This window comes from Arthrobacter zhaoguopingii (assembly GCF_009828595.1).
GTDB lineage: Bacteria > Actinomycetota > Actinomycetes > Actinomycetales > Micrococcaceae > Arthrobacter_D > Arthrobacter_D zhaoguopingii.
This window is the reverse complement of record NZ_WPNY01000019.1, coordinates 1-15,989: the sequence shown is the minus strand read 5'-3', so window position 1 is coordinate 15,989 and position 15,989 is coordinate 1. Positions and strand designations below refer to the sequence as shown.

Here is a 15,989-nt window from a genome sequence, read left to right as displayed (position 1 = left end):
CTTTCCGGATGCGGCGGGGCGTGGGCGGTCAGCGCCGGCGGTAACGTTGCACCATGGGACAGTCGAAGGGGTCGCGGGCGGCGAGTCCGACGCGATTGAGATGGGTGATCACGGCGGCATAGGAGCGCAGGACGCCGACCTCGGTGTAGGGGATGCCGAGTTGGTCACAGTGTTCGCGGACGATCACCGCGGCCCGGCGCAGGTGCGGGCGGGGCATGTCGGGGAACAGGTGGTGCTCGATTTGGAAGTTCAGGCCGCCGAACGCGGTGTTGATGAAGGAACCCCCATGCACATTGCGCGAGGTCAGCACCTGGCGCTCGAAGAAATCGGCGGTGCTGCCGGCGGGAAGCATCGGCATTCCCTTGTGGTTTGGGGCGAAGGAAGCCCCCATGTAGATCCCGAAGACGGCGATCTGAACCCCCAGGAAGGCAAGCGCCATTCCAGCCGGCAGGAACCAGAACAGCACGCCGAGGTAACTGCCGAACCGTGCTCCGATGAGCACCAGTTCCATCCACCGCCCCTTGACCGGTCCGCGCCGGGTGAGGGTCCGGATGGACTTCACGTGGAGGTTGAGGCCTTCAAGGCTCAGCAGTGGGAAGAACAGGTATCCCTGACGCCGGGTGAACCATGCCTGGAAACCTGTTCGCGGGGCTGCGTCTTCCTCCCGGAAGGCCAAGGTGCCCATGGCGATGTCCGGGTCCTTTCCCACCGTGTTGGGGTCGTTGTGGTGGCGGGTATGTTTGTCGATCCACCACGCATAGCTGATCCCCACCACCCCGGCGGCAAGGAAACGCCCGACCCGCTCGTTGACCGCCCGCGACTCGAAGATCTGCCGATGGGAGGCCTCGTGCCCCAGGAATGCGAACTGGGTGAGGATGATCCCCAGGACGCCGGCGACAATCAGTTGAAACCAGCTATCGCCCAGCATCACAAACCCTGCGGCCGCGGCACCGGCCGCGAGGACCAAGAACCCGCCGACCGTGAGGTAGAAACGCTGGCATCTTCTCAGCAGTCCCTCACCGCGCACCTGTTTCAGCAGAGCCGAATAGGAGGCGATGACACTGTTCCGTGGAGACAACGCCACCGTGTGTGGCCGGTGATCGCCGCCGCTCATCCCTGCCCGGTCCTGCATCGGACGACCGGAGAGAGGGACATGGGATGTTTCAGGACGGGCCGCCCGGGAGGGCGTATTACCAGATTGCATGTGCTGACCCCTTGCCTGAGATCCGACCGGACCCTTTCCGGTCGTGGACGCTGGCAGGGTCTGGGACAGCAACTCCAGTCTAGATCGTCTGCTCGGCCTCCGGGGTGGAAGTTAGTCCGTGCGCCGGCGCCGGATGGGGGTAATAAGTAATGGCATCGACAGCGGCGCCTGCGATGTGAAGTCCGAGGTCAACGGCTGTTTCAGTATCCATCCCCCGGAGCAGCATTCCGAGCACCCCTGTGTAGACGAGGACAAGCTGTGAGACCAAGGCGTCGGCCTGGTTTGCACCGACGACCGGGACTGCCAGCTCCTTCAGGCGCGCGGTCAGCAGCCGGCTGTCACTGGCCAGTGCCTTCTGCAGTTCCGGTCCTGGACGAGGTGATTCAGCAGCTACCCCAAGGAACGCGCACCATCGGGCAGACGTCACACTTATCCGGTACTCCCTAAGGGCCGGGAACACAGCCAGCAACCTTTCCCTGGCGGTGGAGGCTCCATCGATGGCCAGCTGCCACGCCTCATCCCAGCGCACCAAGCGGCGTTCAAGCGCCTGAGTGATCAAACCTTCCTTGTTGCCGAAGTGCGCGTACAGAGTCGCCGGGGCCACACCCGCACTCCGAAGGATCTCGTCCACGGGCGTGGCCGCCACCCCCTGCGTAAAAGCAAGATCCTCGGTGGCGTCAAGCAATCGTTCCCGTGCGCTGGGGTGTACATTCATGCCCTCATCCTATAACGTTCGTTTCAATGAAACGATCGTTACAGCGTGGGAGCGGCTCCACGGGCCTGATTTTCACCGCGGCATCCGTGGCGCTCATCGCGGCCACCTACGGCCTGGCGAGGCTCGGATACGGCCTCTTCCTTCCCGCCTTTTCGGAAACCTTCGCCCTCACCCCCGCGATCGGCGGCCTGCTGGCTTCCGGAGCCTCCGTCACCTACTGCGTCTCAGCAGTGCTCGGATTCCGCTATGCGCCGACCCACCCCCGCGTGGTCGTTGTCCTTGCCGGGCTGACGGCCACCGGAGGAAGTGCGGGTATCGCTGCGGCCCCCGGCACGACGGTCTTCGTGGGAGCAGTACTTCTCGCAGGAATGGGCGCCGGGTTCGCCTCCCCTGCCCTGGTGGAACTCGTGCAACGCAATGTTAATGAAACTGGGCAGGAGAAGCTTCAATCGGTCGTGAACTCAGGTACCGGTTTCGGCGTCATGGCTGCCGGGACCTTCTCCTTGGTCCTTGGATCCTCTTGGCGCCTTGCCTGGGCACTGATCGCTGTCATCTCCTTCAGCGCAATGATCGGCGTACTGCAATCAGATACCTCCCGCGGTGGTTCCATCCAGAGCTCCCGTCCGGGCTCCCGCCGGCCGCCAGTACCTCGGACGCGGCATCGAAGCGCCGGTCTACGTCCGCTCAGGCGTCCGCTCACGGCCGCCTTCATTTTCGGCATCGGCAGTTCCGCGATCTGGGTCCACGGCCGGACTCTTCTTGAAGGCCATGGCGGGATGGCGGTTGAAACCTCTGCCGCCGCATGGATAGCGCTCGGTATCGGAGGAGCGGCAGCGGCACTCACCTCTTCCTGGCTGGCGCGGCATACCCTCCAGACCACGTGGCTGGTCACCGTACTGGCCGTCGCGCTCGCGACCGGGATGTTCGCTATCGCGCCGCACAGCATCGCCGCCAGCTTCGGCGCGGCGGCCCTGTTCGGACTCGCCTACACCGCCACGACATCGGTGCTCATCACCTGGGCGGCTCAGACAGCAGAAAGCAACGCCGCCGGCACGTCAGTGCTCTTCATCAGCCTCGTCCTGGGGCAAGCCCTGGGAGCAACACTGATCGGCGCCCTGATCGAAACTCTGGAACCCGGCCCTGCATTTATCGTCGCCGCGATCATCTGCGGCATCACCGCCCTAGGTGGCCCTTCACCCGCAAAATCACAGCGACAGGTTCCCACCCCGGTGCCGCGCTGAACCTGCCCGAGAGAGTGCCCGCTGAGGGATCGGCTTGTGCAGCGGTTCCAGTGCGCCTACGGCCCAGTTCATCGTGGCCGACAGCCCGTGTGCAAGGCGAGAATCAGCACCCGGGAGGATGACCAGGCAAAATCCCGCAGCACAGTCATGCACCTACCCCGCCGCTTCCCCATGAACCGGTCCGGCACCGGCACGGCCCAGTCCGAGACCGAAGTGTGGACACGGTCCACACCGCTCGTCGGCTCAGCGAATGATGCTCAGCGCTTCGGCTCGGCTTCGGAATTGAACTGCTGCCAGCGCCCTTCGGAGATGATGTTCACCGTGCCGTCCACGACGGAGATCGCCGTTTGGTCGTCGATCGCATAAGCGGGTCCACGAATTTCCATAGCCCACCGACGCGCGCTCTCGGACGTGTTCGCGGACCACCCCGGATAGTCCAAATGGGGGAAGATCGAAAACTCCACCACACCGAGCGCTTCGTCGCCCCCACTGGGGTTCCAGTCCATGAACTGCGCGCCGATCTGCGGAGACATCACCATGCTCCCAGCGCTCACGCCGACCCAGACGGTGTCGGTGAGGGACGGCAGCAGATCTGCCAGACCCGACTGCCGCATCCAATGCGCGAGATAGATTGCCTCTCCCCCATCCACCAGAAGAACGTCTGCCTCCAGAACCCAGGGCAGCCAGCGGGATCGTGCAACGCTGGGTAGCGCCGTCAGCTCCAGCACGCCGACTGACTTCCAACCCAGATCGAGGAGGCCCTGCTGGCCGGGCCCGGGGCGGGCCAGCGTCATCCACACCGACTGCGGTGAGCACATGGGATGTCCCCATTGTGCGGTCGGGATGAATAAGGCCTTGCAGTCTTCGATCGGCTTGCCGAGCATCTCCACCAGCCGCCCGTGAATCGAGGCATTGGTGATGCCTCCAGATGTCAGCAGAAGCCTCATTGTCGATTCCTTCCCATCCGGGCACACGGTTCTCCTGGTTCACCAGCCCAACGGGCAGACGCGGCGATCAGACCATTCTCATCCCTCCCCCGGGCACCAACCAGACACGCGGGCGAGGTGCCGGTTTGTGGGCGACAACGGATTCGTACTCAGAGGTATGCGGGAGCCACAGCGAAAACGGCGGTCAGCACGTGCCGTTCGCGCAGCGATACTTCACGCATGAGCCGCGGTGCGTCCTCGTAGGGTACGACATCGCTCACCAGGTGCTTGCGGATCACATCGCCGTGGGAGCGAAGCAGTCTCACGGTCTCGGCGGAAAGCCGTGCCCTGTCCCAGTGCCCTGCCAGGCCGCGCGGCACTCGGCTGATCTGTGCGCAGCGCAGGTTCAGCCCGTTGTGATGGAACTCCTCCCCCAGCCGAACGGCGTCCGCTCCGCTGGTATAGAAGGCCAGATCGATGATAGTTCCCTGGGGGCGGGCGGCGCGGAGGGCCGTGTGGAGTGCTTCGGCACGTCCGCGGCACTGGAATACGACGTCGGCGCCCCGGTCCGCCGGCCCGTGGCGCCACCGTGTCTTCAATAGCCTGCCGGGATCGTCGTCAAGGTCCAGGGCGAGGAATCCCAGTTCTTCAGCCAGCCGGCGGCGGAGCGGGTCCGAGTCCGCGATGGCGACTTCCCGTGCGCCGAGTGACCGGGCGAATAAGGCGGTCAGAAGCCCGATGGGGCCGGCTCCGGTGACCAGCACCTGACGTCCATCCACACCGTCGGCGAGGGTTCGGGCCTGGCCGCCAGTTGCCTCGGCTGCGGCATGCAGCAGGCCGTTGGCGCAGATCGGTCCGAGATGTGCCACGAATACGCCGAGCAGCGGGTCAAGGTCGTCGCCCAGCAGCACAAGGTGGTCGTTCAGCGGGTCTGCCACATGGGCGGTGGCGTGCCCGTACGCGCCGGCGAGGATATCCCCTTCCGCGAAGGCGGCGGTCCGCGATGCGGCTACTCGGGCGACCTCCATGTAGCCAAGTCGGCGAACCGGGTAAGCAGTGCCAGCGGAGTCCGGCAGGAACAGGCCCAGGTCGGAATCCAGGCGCGACCGCAGCCCCGGGTGGTCCCCCTTCACGAACGCCAGTTCGGTGCCCGCGGACAAGCCCGTGACAAGGGTCTCGAGCAGCAGTCCGCCCTCCGGGACTTCGGGCAGCTGCTCCTCGACAATTTCGAGGACTCCAGCCGCCGGGAGGACGAGGTTTCGGCGCATCATGACGGCGCTCCTGGTGCAGCGGAGCGCTCTTCGGGCAGCTTCACCGGGAGTCCGGTGCGGGCCGATTCAGCGATGGCGCAACCGAGCCGGTGGCTGCGCAGGGCCTCGGCATAGGGAGCGCGTGTGGTTTCCCGCTCGCCGCGGACGGCCTGGATGAATTCCCGGTCCACCGCTACGCGGGGATCTTCCCCGCAGGCGAGATCTTTGCGGGACGTGCCGTCGAAGCTTCTGAGGCCGGATTCCGACAATTCCAGGTACAGGCCGCGGCTCACGGTGTGCAGAGCGGCGCGGTGCTTGGCCGCCAGCACGGACGTTGCAGCCAGCGTCGCGACCGCTCCCGAGGCGAAGCGCATGGTGGCCGCCGTGGCGTCGTCGACGTCGTCCGGCTCCCCGCCTGCCGGCAGCGCGTCGGCGGCAGTGGCCCCCCGGACGCCGGCGGCGTAGACCTCGACGACTTCTCCGAGCAGGAAACGTGCAGTGTCTAGGATGTGGGTCAGCTGTTCCACCACCTGGCCGCCGGAGCGGTCCACCCTGCCCCACCACGGAACCGGCGGGCGCTTGTCCAGCCAGTAGCCGTTGGCCAGCAAGGCCGGTGCCTCGGCCAGCAGGTCGCGTGCGTGCTCCATAGCGTCCATACAGCGCCAGTGGTAGCCGGTGCCCGTGATTACACCGGCGGCTCCGACGAGCACTCCGATTTCCTCGGCGGTTTCCCGGCCCAGGCCGACCGGTTTTTCCACGAACAGGGGCAGATCCCGGGCGAGTGCGGCGCGCTCACCCGGACCGTGGGCGAAGGGAGGCACGCACACATAGACCGCGTCGGCCTCCGTCAGGTCCAGCGCCGTATCGGGGTCGGTGAACGCCGGTGCTTCCAGGTCACGGGCCAGCCTTTCGGCCGCGGCCGGCTGGGCGTCGGTGACACTGGTGATCCGGACACCGAGCCTCTGCAGGTTTGAGGCATGGCGCTGCCCCACCGATCCGGCACCGATGAGGGCTACGTTCACGGTCATGGGACCTCCGAAAGTAGTTGGTCGTACAGACGCAGGTAGCTGGCAGCCATCGCCTCCGGCGTCCAGACCGACGCCGCCTCGATGCAGTCCTCAGCATTGATACTGTCCAGTTTGTGAAGGAACCCGGCCAGATCCTGTTCGTGGGCGGCAAGGAATCCGGTGCGGCCGTGCTGCACCAGTGAGGGCAGCACTCCCAGCGGCGTGCCGACGACGGGAACGCCCCGTGATAGGGCTTCCACCACCCCGGTTGCTCCGGGCTCGGCCCACCGGTTGGGCGCCAGCAGCACCTGCGCGGAACGCAGTACACGTTCCTTCACCTCGCCGCCGATTCCTCCGATCCACCGGTAACGGTCGCCGTCGAGCAACGGACGGACCTCGTCCTCGAAGTAGGCAACATCCGGATGGGACATCAACTGGGCGTCGCCGGCGGCCAGACGGCGATCCAGCTCTTCAGGATCGTTGATGCCGGCGACCGGCCCCGCGAGCACCAGCGGCAGGCCCGCCTGCCGACAGATCCGAACGGCTGCATCCTGTCCCTTGTCCCGGGTGATGCGGGCCAGCACCAGGGCGTGGTCTGCTTTGTCCGCGTGGATTTCGAGCGCCGGCGGAGCCGCCAACGGGACGACGCCGATTGTCTGGCGCCGCAGTGCCTCCGGTGCCCTGTCCAGCTGGGACTGCGATACTGCCGCGAACCGGACCCGGCCGCGGCCGTCGAATGATTCGTAGAACGCCTTGTGCTTGGCCAGGTCCCAATGCAGGGTCTGCAGCACCGGCGGGGCGGCCCGGCCCATGGCGGCAAAGACGGCCGGCCCCACGACTTCAAGGTGATCGTGGACGAGATCCCAGCTGCCGCCGTCGTAGATTGCCTTCACAATCCCCTGCATCTGGGCGTGAGCGATACCCGATACCTGGTTGTAGGGCCGGGCGATCGAGGCGAACTGCGGCTCGGCCACCGGATGCAGGTAGCTGTCCGCTTCGATCGTGCTGGCGCCGACGGTGGCCAGGGTGACGTGCTGGCCGGCGCGGCGCAGTTCCGGGACCAGGGTGGCGATGACCGTTTCAATGCCGCCGTAGCCGGAAGGAGGGACGGGAAGCCATGGTCCGGCGTTGATCAGGATCCGCATGCTCAGGCCCACTTGCCGGTGGTGAAGGAGTGCTGGCCGATTTCCAGCATCGGGGGGCGTTCGGACACCCCGATGACGGTGCTGTCACCGATGTAGTGGTCGCCGTCACGCAGGAACTGGGTCAGCTCCACGGCGGGCGGGCCGGCCGGGGCGAGCCCGCGCCGGTGCAGCCGCGACTGCACGGTGAGCTGGATCTGCATCGCCATCCTGGCCAGCTCGCCATCGCTGGAGTTGCGGTGACGGCGTTCGCCGAGGTCCACCTGGGCCATGCCGCCCAGGCCGACTGTTTCCAGCACGTCGATCAGCATGCCGATCTCTACGCCGTAACCGGAGACAAACGGTATGCATTCGAGCAGGCTGCGGCGGGCGGCGTACTCACCGGCCAACGGTTGGATAACGCCAGCCAGCTGGGGCCAGAACAGATTCAGCAGGGGGCGCGCCACGAGCTCTGTCACGCGGCCACCACCCGCCGGCATGACCCGGACCCCGTTGTCGAGAGGGCGGTCGTAGTAGCTCTTGACGAACTGGATCCGCGGGTCGGTCAGCAACGGGCCGAGCAGGCCAACGGCGAACTGCGCGTCGAACCCCTGCAGGTCCGCGTCGATGAACACGATGATGTCCCCCGAGGCGATGGCAAGGGACTTCCACAGCGCTTCGCCCTTGCCGGGAATGCATCCGGCGTCCGGGAGAATCTGGTCCTGGTGCGCGATCCGCGCTCCGGCGTTCGCCGATACGGCGGAAGTATTGTCCGTAGAGTTCGAATCAATCACGATGAGCTCATCCAGGAGCGGAACTTCCTCCATCAACTCGACGCGCAGCGCGGTGACGATCGCCCCAATGGTTGCGGCCTCATTCTTCGCAGGAAGCACCACGCTGACGCGTTGGCCCTGCTTGCGCGCCACGAGGTCCCACCGGTCGAACACGCTGCCCTGAAAACTTCGGGCCGAATACCAATCCTGGACCTCTGCACGCATGCCGGTTCCCTTTCAGCAAGGGCGCCGGTGGTCCCCGTCCCGGCTATCGATAGGATCAGCTCGAAGCCTACGGTTCCGCCAGCCCTTTGGGAATAGCTCAGTACCCTTTCGATCCGGAACCGTCGAGCGCCTGGACAGGACCGGTCCACGTCCGGATCACGGTCCTGTCCATTGGAAACAAGCGGAAGTGAGGGCAACTGATGCAGGAAGTATGGGCCGACGGCCCACGTCCCCGTCTCGTGTTGTGGCGGCATGGCCAGACCGAATGGAACGTCCTGGAGAAGGCGCAGGGCCACGCAGACATCCCGCTCGACGCTACCGGCCGCCGCCAGGCGAGGCGGGCGGCGAACCTCCTGGCACCCCTCAAGCCCCAGTTCATCTGGTCGAGCGATCTGGAACGTGCCCGGCATACCGCTGACGAACTGGCTCGACTGACCGGCCTCGAAACGGTCCTTGACAAACGGCTACGCGAATACGATGTGGGCATCCGGCAGGGCACCACTTTCGGGGAGTTCCGTCAGCAACACCCGGATATCCATCGGAAGTTCTTCACCGAGGAGAATTACCGGGTCCCAGGCGCCGAGCTGCCCTCGGAGGTGAACGATCGGATGAAAACCGTGATGCGGGAGGCGGCCCTGGCCCTGCGGGACGGCGGAACCGGTGTCCTGGTCGGCCACGGAGCCGCCCTGCGCAGCGGACTGATGGCTTTTTTTGACGCCCCTGCCCACATGCGCGAGATGTTCGCCGGCATGGCCAACTGCGCTTGGACCGTTTTGGAAGAACACGCCGACCGCGGCTGGCAGATCATCGACTATAACGCCCGGACCCTCCCGGCCACTTCATCGACGCTGGCCGACGATTTGCCGGCGGAGCACGACGGATAGGACCAGGCCGGGACCAAACGCACGCCGCCTGCACAAGGTGCGGTACTTCTTTCGAGACCGACGCAAACTTGTCGGACCAGCCAACACCGCTCCAGTAATTCGCTTGTCCTCCTCCAGATTCCGGGAGGCGCCGCAGAGAGCTTTCACGGCGGACTGGACGCGTTCATCCATATGAGTGGGACGGCGGGCGTACTCTGCGAGTTACCTCCGGATTCGATGCACCGTCCGATTCCCGCCGGTTCGGTTTCACGGCTTCTCGTAGGCTCCCCTCCATGACCCCGATGAGTAACGTAGCCCTTGCACTGCGGTTCGTGCTATTGGCTGCCGTGTGGGGTTTGAGCTTCCTGTTCATCAAGATCGCGCTGGAGGGTCTGTCCCCTCAGCAGGTTGTACTCGGGCGGATGGTCCTGGGTGCAATATCATTGGCGATCGTGGTCGGGGCCGGACGATACCGCCTTCCTCAAGGCTTTGCCGTGTGGGCGCACCTCTTCTTCATCTCACTGTTTCTCTGTGTTATCCCTTTCACGCTGTTCGCTGTGGCAGAGACCGAAATCGATTCCGGTCTCGCCAGCATCTACAACGCGACGACACCGCTCATCACCGGGCTTATCGCTTTCGCTGCCCTTCCGGAAGAACGGCTGACACCCCGGGCTGCCGTCGGCATTCTGACCGGTTTTCTTGGAGTGGCCGTCGTGGTGGGAGTGTGGAGCCTTGGTGCCTCGGCATCAAACCTCCGCGGTCAGATGCTCTGCCTCGGAGCGACCCTGTGTTACGGAATCGCCATGGTGTGGATCCGGAAGTTCATTAGCCCCCTCCGTCTCCCTGCCGCTTCAGTGGCGTTCGTCCAGGTGGGCCTCGGCGCAGTGACCACGCTCGCCCTCGCTCCGGTCTTCTCGACCGGACCCGCTCGCCTCAACCTGCCGATTGCCGTCGCCATGCTCGGTCTGGGGTGCCTGAGCACCGGAATGGCCTATCTCTGGAACACCCAGATCATCGCGGGCTGGGGAGCGACCATTGGCTCCTCCGTCACCTATCTAACCCCGGTAGTCGGCGTGGTCGCAGGTGCGACCATTCTGGGTGAGTCGCTGACCTGGCATCAGCCGCTCGGTGCCCTGATCATTGTGGCCGGCGTCGTTCTCGCCCGGTCTAAGCCTAGGGCGCGCTCAGTCGGACAACGCGTCAGCTCTCTGCCTCCCAGGGAGTAGTGGCAGCAGCGGAATCGGCGGCGGCGGCCGCATTCAGTCCGGGTGACGCGCATCGACCAGGTCTCGGTGCGGTATCCAGGAACTGGTGGAACTGGGTTGGCAGAAGCCGGGAGCGCTATGCAACACACCGTGTCCAGCGTGCATCGGCGCCGCCGTCATGATGGGCATCTTGTCGGCTGGGTCGTGAGAATCCAAGATTCTGCGCAGTTACCCTTCGCATCCAGAACGATTTGACCTTCGTTTCCTACTGAATCATTCTTCCCGCGCTCGGTGACCCATCTTCTACCGGGCGTTGATCGCTAGCCAGCAGCAATCACAAAGATTCCTGGCAAATATTCGGGCATGTGCCGATCCTCCTTATCGAACGTGACGGAAGCTGGTGGCAGCCGCTCCAGCGGGTGGAGTAGTGCTCATCTGCGAACCCCAGTGAACAGTTCGTACGAGCGCCGCTGCCGGAGTGGAGCGTAAGATCAGCGGGTTCGTCAGGCCATTGCACGCATCTTCGGCAGGAATCGCCGGCTGGGTGCTGGTGCTGAGGACAACCCACCAGCGGGGAACTGTGAAATCTCCGAAGAGCTGGAAGTATCGGCCGAGTTATCCCCATTGAGAACCCAACATGTGAGAGGCTCCCCTGCCCCTCCACTGCTGTTCCTCCTATGTCTTCCCAGCGTGCCTCCTGACGAAGAGCGCAGTTGCGCGCCTGCGAGGTCGGTTGCGACACAACCTTTTCTTATGGTGCGGAACGCGTACCCGAGTCCCTGCTCGGCCCGGAGGTTGGAACGAATCTCCAGTCGAAGGACCCGTCGTCCCGCAGGGTCAGCCGAAGGAACCCGTGGGTGTCGCTGAACCGCTTCTCGATGTAGGACGGGCGGCTCGTGAAGGGGCGGAGATCGATCCCCCCCGTTGACACCTGGAATGCCGTCATCCCGTCCCGGACGCACTCATCGTCGTTGTTCACCGGACACGACCGTTCGTAGTTGTGTTGTGACCCTGAGAGGGTCAGACGGACCCGGTGCTTCCACATCACGTCGATCCACGGCTTGTGGCTGGTGGCCCGCTTGTGTGACTCCGTCCTCGACGTGAAGTACGGTTCGTGGTAGACCACTGCCAGGTGCTTTCCGTCCTTCTTCGCAGCAGCGAGGTCCTTGTCCAGCCACTTCGTCGCCGCCCGGGCCTCCGACTTGTCGTACCGCCAGAGTGCAGAGGGCAGGAACGCGACATGCCAGTTCCCGAAGTCCTTCGAATACGGTTCCCCGTTGAAGATCCACCCCCTCTCCTGGTTGATCGCGGACTTCTTCGAAGACCCCGGGCACTGGCCGTTCATGAAGTTGTCGAGGTTCTCATTGCGGCCCGGTTCCCAGTCGTGGTTGGGGGCGGACACCCAGTACAGCTTGGGCATCGTGCCGCCCCACAGCGGCATCCAATAGTCCACGTAGTCCTCGCAGTACGCGGTGTCGTACTGGAAATCCCCGAGCCCGAGGAACGCGTCAATCTCATCGTTCTCCACGAGCTCGGTGATCGCCGCACCGTTCCGCCCCGACGGGCTGTCAAATGCGGTGTTCTCGGCACCGTTCATATCGCCGACAGCAGCGATCCGAACCTCCTCGTGCGGTTCGGGCTCACTGGTGCACCCCGCGGTGGAGAGCGCCACGAGGGCTGCGACCGTTGCGGCCACTCCCCGAAAGGATCGGGGACGAGAAAGTGTTGACTGCATCCGATAGCTCCATGGATCCAGAGCTGCCGCCCCCCTCGAGGGGGGCGGCAGACCTATGGTGGTGCGGAACTGGCCTAGCGGCGGTTGCGCTACTGCTCCGCGGTCGCAGGATTATTGAATCAGGTCTCCCCGGTGCTGCGTACATCCGTCGTGACCTTCTTCAACCGTAGGGCTGCTGGCCGGAATGCCGGCAACAATATCGAAGTGGTTCTGAGGGGTTCGAGGGACAAATCGGGGACAAACGGGTGGTTACCCAGGTACCCACTACCGGTAGTGCGGCTATCACCGTGGTGAGCCACGAGCTGATGCCGCGAGCAGCGGGAAGCATGGGGGCAGCATCAGAGCCGCTGACAGTCCGGCAGCGCTGCCGCCGATAATCACTACGTCAAAATCGCTCATGTTTCGACGATTTCCGCGGACGGCCTGTCCGCCAAGGAACGTTGCCGTATCCGGGAAGTCACCCGCCGTCCCGGCCCCGCCGACGGTTGAGAGGGCCTGTGAATGCCCGACAACAGCAATCGCCGGCACGCTCGCAGGGGAAAAACTCCATAACGCCACTGCGAACGAAGCCGATAACTGGTAGCTGGAACCAGGCTCTACGCCCATCGCGCAGAAGTGACCGCCCATTGTCCCGCTGCGCCGCTCCCGGTGTGAGGCACTCCCCCACCAGCAGCGGACTAGGAATCCCGTCAACGTCATATGGTAGGTGATTGGCAATTTCTGCCAGTATCAACATCCTCAGGGTCGGCGCGCTGAGCTGAAAACCGAGGTTGCGCGTGCAAAAGCACGTTCGGCGACTCGGTGGTTGTCGAGGGTCGCTTCCGGCATGATCGGAGCATGCGAGGACGGCCCTTTGCGCGCATGTGAGGGTAGGTAGTCGGCCCCTTTGGGACGCAATGCCTCGGCGGCGGTTCTCACCTGCGCGACCTTGTCAGCCACCGCGGCGGCAGCAGGGACCTCCTCAGCACCCTAGACCTTGTGTCGGGTCCATCTACGCAACGTTGGTTCGGCCCTGTCTACCTGATGAAGGTCATCGGTGGACACGCCGGCATTCCATGGGACACCCCGGATGTGTGAGCCGTGTCCATCAGCATCCGATGCGGCGCGCTGGACACCATCCACCGGCGCTCCTCCAGACGCGGCGACCTGGCAATACCTAGCGTGATACAGCTGGCTGCACACGTGTGCCGATCCCCTTGTCAGCTGAGGGATCAGCTGGTGCGGCACGTGGTGCGGCCAGGACACCGCGTGCACGCAACAGATCTGAGATCCGTACCGTCAACGCCATCGGTTCCACGGTTGATGGTCCATGGACATGAGACTGCCCCAAGTGGGCTCAACTCCTGACCAGACGGAGCGAGCCGGGGCTAAGGCCCAGCAGTGGCCCTTCCTGACAACCGCTCTCCTACTGCCCTGGCCAAGGACACCCCGTCCTGGCATGACGCGCTCCGGTTGGTCGATTCCACCCCGCTGCACTGCGGCACGTCGCGAGAAACCGTCAAACTCTCCGATTGTGCCGGGCATGCCGGCTACGGATACTGCGCGTCGCACTCGCGTAGTATCCCCCAGGCTGTCTCCGCTCACCTCGTGAGGAGATGGCAGGATTCCCTTCAGGCAGGTATCGAGGCCACACAGGCTTCGGGTGAGGCGGACAAGAGCTTGGATCCGCAGCTCACGGCGGCAGCGGTCATCGCCGCTATCGAAGGAGGCGTGAGGATCCTTCTCTCCACCGGTTCTGCGGCGCATCTCGAGGCCGGCCTGAACTTTTGCCTCGACAGGCTTCTAGTAGAGCAAGACACGGAGAAACAAGCATCAGCTAGGGTTGAAAATTCTCCATCCTATAAAGCTGAGAAGATGCATCGCGTCTAACCCAATCCCTGATGATCCATGTTTCGTCAGCTTATGGCAGCGGAGCGGGCAGTGCGCTCTCGAATGGGCGGATGACCCTCTCGATGTCATGACGGTGTGGTTCCTGCCGCACCCGGACCCCTCATGCAGATGCCAGGTCAGCTGGAGGAACGGACCGCTTGGGAAAGCTTTGACCCGGAGGTGACCGGTAGGCCTGCTGATGCGAGCAGTGAGAGCTTGTCTGCGTCTTGGGAGGCGGCATCCGGGTGGTACACGACAAGCATGAGACCGTCGGCACCGCCGATGCTCAGCCTTTCGCGATTGAGAAGCAGTTCGCCGACTTGTGGATGATTGAAGCGGAGCATGGTTCCCTTCTGCCCGCGCACTTCATAGCGGGCCCAGAGCTGTGCGAAGAGGGGACTGGTCAGGGAAAGCTCACCGACGAGCTCGACGAACCTGGGGTTGTCGATGTCGGTTCCCACGGACTGGCGGAGATTGGCGATGAAGCACTCCGCGACGTCCTTCCACTGCGGCTGCAGTGCCTGCTCCGCCGGGTCCAGGAACAAGTCCAGGAGCTGGTTCCTCCCGGTGTCCAGTCGTGGCGAGAGCGCTTTGGCGAGCGTGTTGGACGCGAGGATGTCGAAGTAACGCCCTTCGATGAAAGCCGGCTGATTCAGCGACTCAAGGAGCTTCAACGCCCCGGGCGGGACGATCTCCCTGCGCGGGCGGCGCTGACGCTGGCGCGGAACTTCGGCCACCAGGGACAGCAAGTGCGTGAAGTGGTCGTCATCCAATTGCAGGACCCGGGCTATTGCTTCCAGTACCTGCAGCGACGGGTGGCGGTCGCGGCCGCGTTCGAGGCGCAGATAGTAGTCGGCGCTGATACCGGCGAGCATGGCAACCTCCTCGCGCCGGAGGCCGGGGACACGACGGACGCCGACGGCGCGGATGCCTGCTTGGGCGGGGCTGATCATTTCCCTCCGGGCTCGCAGGTAGGCCCCGAGCGCACTGGCTGGGCCACCGGTCCCGGCCCCTGAAGTTCTTCGAGCTCCCGGTACGGGTTCGCTGCGGGATGGGATTAGGGGGGGTCCTGTCACACCCCGGTCTCGGGAGGGCTCTGGTTGGGATGAGTGTGTGCGCATACCGTCGTCAACGACCCATTCACGCAATCTATTTCGATAGGACATCATGACTATCTCCTTAATCACAGGGGCCAACAAAGGCATCGGCTTCGAGACCGCTCGTCAGCTTGTGGACCTCGGGCACGTTGTCTACATCGGCGCACGCGATTCGGAGCGGGGCCGGAAGGCGGCCGAGGCCATCGGTGCGCGCTTTGTACAGCTTGACGTCACCGATGATTCTTCGGTCCGGGACGCTCTCGCGACGATTGAGGCGCGCGAAGGCCGCCTTGACGTCCTGATCCACAATGCCGGAGTTCTGCCCACGGAGCTGGACGGACCCACCGCCCTTCACGCCTTTGACACGAATGCGGTCAGCATTGTCCGTGTCACGGAGGCTGCGCTTCCTCTGCTCCGCAAGTCGGAAAACCCCAATGTTGTCGCCGTCTCAAGCACCGCTGGATCGTTCTGGGCCGTGACCAACCCCGAGCGACCCGAATTCAATCTGCCGCTGGCGCTCTACTCGGCGTCCAAAGCTGCGGCGACCATGCTCACCGTGCAGTACGCCAAGTCCCAGCCAGGCATCAAGTTCAACGCCGTCGAACCCGGTACGACCGCCACCGACATGACAGCAGCCTTCGGAGTGGGCCGGCCGGTGGAGGAGTCCGCCCGCGTCGTGGTCCGCCTTGCGACCCTTGGTGCGGACGGCCCCACCGGAACGCTGCAGGACGAGAACGGCAACGTTTCCTGGTAGCAGC

13 protein-coding genes and 1 pseudogene are annotated in these 15,989 nt (G+C 64.5%); 5 read left to right on the top strand and 9 right to left on the bottom strand.

Going from position 1 to position 15,989, the window contains the following annotated elements; all coding sequences use genetic code 11:
* Nucleotides 1-28: 28 nt before the first annotated feature.
* Together GVV86_RS17265 and GVV86_RS17260 are read right to left on the bottom strand one after the other, a co-directional pair.
* Complete coding sequence (locus GVV86_RS17265; protein WP_159803504.1) at nucleotides 29-1,114, bottom strand: fatty acid desaturase family protein; 1,086 nt, start codon at nucleotides 1,112-1,114, stop codon at nucleotides 29-31.
* A gap of 169 nt (nucleotides 1,115-1,283) precedes the next feature.
* Nucleotides 1,284-1,919 (bottom strand): TetR/AcrR family transcriptional regulator, encoded by a 636-nt coding sequence (locus GVV86_RS17260; RefSeq protein ID WP_159619586.1) that lies wholly within the window; start codon nucleotides 1,917-1,919, stop codon nucleotides 1,284-1,286.
* Nucleotides 1,920-1,945: 26 nt separating this feature from the next.
* Between GVV86_RS17260 and GVV86_RS17255 the strand changes: the two genes are divergently transcribed.
* Nucleotides 1,946-3,160, top strand: a complete 1,215-nt coding sequence (locus tag GVV86_RS17255) for an MFS transporter (protein ID WP_159803503.1) — start codon at nucleotides 1,946-1,948, stop codon at nucleotides 3,158-3,160.
* 257 nt (nucleotides 3,161-3,417) lie between these two features.
* On the opposite strand, the gene GVV86_RS17250 is transcribed toward GVV86_RS17255, so the two are convergent.
* From GVV86_RS17250 to GVV86_RS17230, 5 genes are all read right to left on the bottom strand, one after another.
* Nucleotides 3,418-4,107, bottom strand: a complete 690-nt coding sequence (locus GVV86_RS17250) for a Type 1 glutamine amidotransferase-like domain-containing protein (protein ID WP_159803502.1) — start codon at nucleotides 4,105-4,107, stop codon at nucleotides 3,418-3,420.
* A 149-nt stretch (nucleotides 4,108-4,256) separates the two neighbouring features.
* Nucleotides 4,257-5,357 carry a zinc-binding dehydrogenase gene (locus GVV86_RS17245; RefSeq protein ID WP_159803501.1) on the bottom strand — a complete coding sequence of 367 codons (1,101 nt, stop codon included), beginning with the start codon at nucleotides 5,355-5,357 and terminating at the stop codon, nucleotides 4,257-4,259.
* Nucleotides 5,354-6,364, bottom strand: a complete 1,011-nt coding sequence (locus GVV86_RS17240) for a Gfo/Idh/MocA family protein (protein ID WP_159803500.1) — start codon at nucleotides 6,362-6,364, stop codon at nucleotides 5,354-5,356. Before GVV86_RS17240 ends, GVV86_RS17245 begins: the two co-directional genes overlap by 4 nt.
* On the bottom strand, nucleotides 6,361-7,500 hold the full coding sequence (locus tag GVV86_RS17235; RefSeq protein WP_246670030.1) for a glycosyltransferase: 1,140 nt from the start codon (nucleotides 7,498-7,500) through the stop codon (nucleotides 6,361-6,363). The genes GVV86_RS17240 and GVV86_RS17235 overlap by 4 nt, the downstream gene beginning before the upstream one ends.
* On the bottom strand, nucleotides 7,491-8,462 hold the full coding sequence (locus tag GVV86_RS17230) for a glucosyl-3-phosphoglycerate synthase (RefSeq protein WP_159803499.1): 972 nt from the start codon (nucleotides 8,460-8,462) through the stop codon (nucleotides 7,491-7,493). Before GVV86_RS17230 ends, GVV86_RS17235 begins: the two co-directional genes overlap by 10 nt.
* Before the next feature lie 200 nt (nucleotides 8,463-8,662).
* On the opposite strand from GVV86_RS17230, the gene GVV86_RS17225 reads away from it, so the two are divergent.
* The gene (locus GVV86_RS17225; RefSeq protein ID WP_159803498.1) at nucleotides 8,663-9,346 is read left to right on the top strand and encodes a histidine phosphatase family protein; all 684 of its coding nucleotides are present in this window, start codon (nucleotides 8,663-8,665) and stop codon (nucleotides 9,344-9,346) included.
* 272 nt (nucleotides 9,347-9,618) lie between these two features.
* The gene (locus GVV86_RS17220) at nucleotides 9,619-10,551 is read left to right on the top strand and encodes a DMT family transporter (protein WP_201291502.1); all 933 of its coding nucleotides are present in this window, start codon (nucleotides 9,619-9,621) and stop codon (nucleotides 10,549-10,551) included.
* Between the two features lie 730 nt (nucleotides 10,552-11,281).
* Here the strand turns inward: GVV86_RS17220 and GVV86_RS17215 are convergent.
* The gene (locus tag GVV86_RS17215) at nucleotides 11,282-12,226 is read right to left on the bottom strand and encodes a metallophosphoesterase family protein (RefSeq protein WP_246670029.1); all 945 of its coding nucleotides are present in this window, start codon (nucleotides 12,224-12,226) and stop codon (nucleotides 11,282-11,284) included.
* Between the two features lie 1,446 nt (nucleotides 12,227-13,672).
* On the opposite strand from GVV86_RS17215, the pseudogene GVV86_RS17210 reads away from it, so the two are divergent.
* Nucleotides 13,673-13,822: pseudogene (locus GVV86_RS17210) on the top strand (IS982 family transposase); the annotation flags it as partial.
* A 449-nt stretch (nucleotides 13,823-14,271) separates the two neighbouring features.
* On the opposite strand, the gene GVV86_RS17205 reads toward GVV86_RS17210, so the two are convergent.
* Entirely contained in the window at nucleotides 14,272-15,192 is a 921-nt protein-coding gene (locus GVV86_RS17205; RefSeq protein ID WP_425513942.1) for a helix-turn-helix transcriptional regulator, read from the bottom strand.
* 109 nt (nucleotides 15,193-15,301) lie between these two features.
* Between GVV86_RS17205 and GVV86_RS17200 the strand changes: the two genes are divergently transcribed.
* Nucleotides 15,302-15,985, top strand: a complete 684-nt coding sequence (locus GVV86_RS17200; RefSeq protein ID WP_159619568.1) for an SDR family NAD(P)-dependent oxidoreductase — start codon at nucleotides 15,302-15,304, stop codon at nucleotides 15,983-15,985.
* Nucleotides 15,986-15,989: the final 4 nt, after the last annotated feature.

Coding starts and splice junctions, on each gene's coding strand:
- GVV86_RS17250 (WP_159803502.1), bottom strand. CDS start 4,107: ATGAGGCTTCTGCTGACATCTGGAGGCATCACCAATGCCTCGATTCAC.
- GVV86_RS17245 (WP_159803501.1), bottom strand. CDS start 5,357: ATGATGCGCCGAAACCTCGTCCTCCCGGCGGCTGGAGTCCTCGAAATT.
- GVV86_RS17260 (WP_159619586.1), bottom strand. CDS start 1,919: ATGAATGTACACCCCAGCGCACGGGAACGATTGCTTGACGCCACCGAG.
- GVV86_RS17240 (WP_159803500.1), bottom strand. CDS start 6,364: ATGACCGTGAACGTAGCCCTCATCGGTGCCGGATCGGTGGGGCAGCGC.
- GVV86_RS17225 (WP_159803498.1), top strand. CDS start 8,663: ATGCAGGAAGTATGGGCCGACGGCCCACGTCCCCGTCTCGTGTTGTGG.
- GVV86_RS17220 (WP_201291502.1), top strand. CDS start 9,619: ATGACCCCGATGAGTAACGTAGCCCTTGCACTGCGGTTCGTGCTATTG.
- GVV86_RS17255 (WP_159803503.1), top strand. CDS start 1,946: ATGAAACGATCGTTACAGCGTGGGAGCGGCTCCACGGGCCTGATTTTC.
- GVV86_RS17230 (WP_159803499.1), bottom strand. CDS start 8,462: ATGCGTGCAGAGGTCCAGGATTGGTATTCGGCCCGAAGTTTTCAGGGC.
- GVV86_RS17265 (WP_159803504.1), bottom strand. CDS start 1,114: ATGAGCGGCGGCGATCACCGGCCACACACGGTGGCGTTGTCTCCACGG.
- GVV86_RS17200 (WP_159619568.1), top strand. CDS start 15,302: ATGACTATCTCCTTAATCACAGGGGCCAACAAAGGCATCGGCTTCGAG.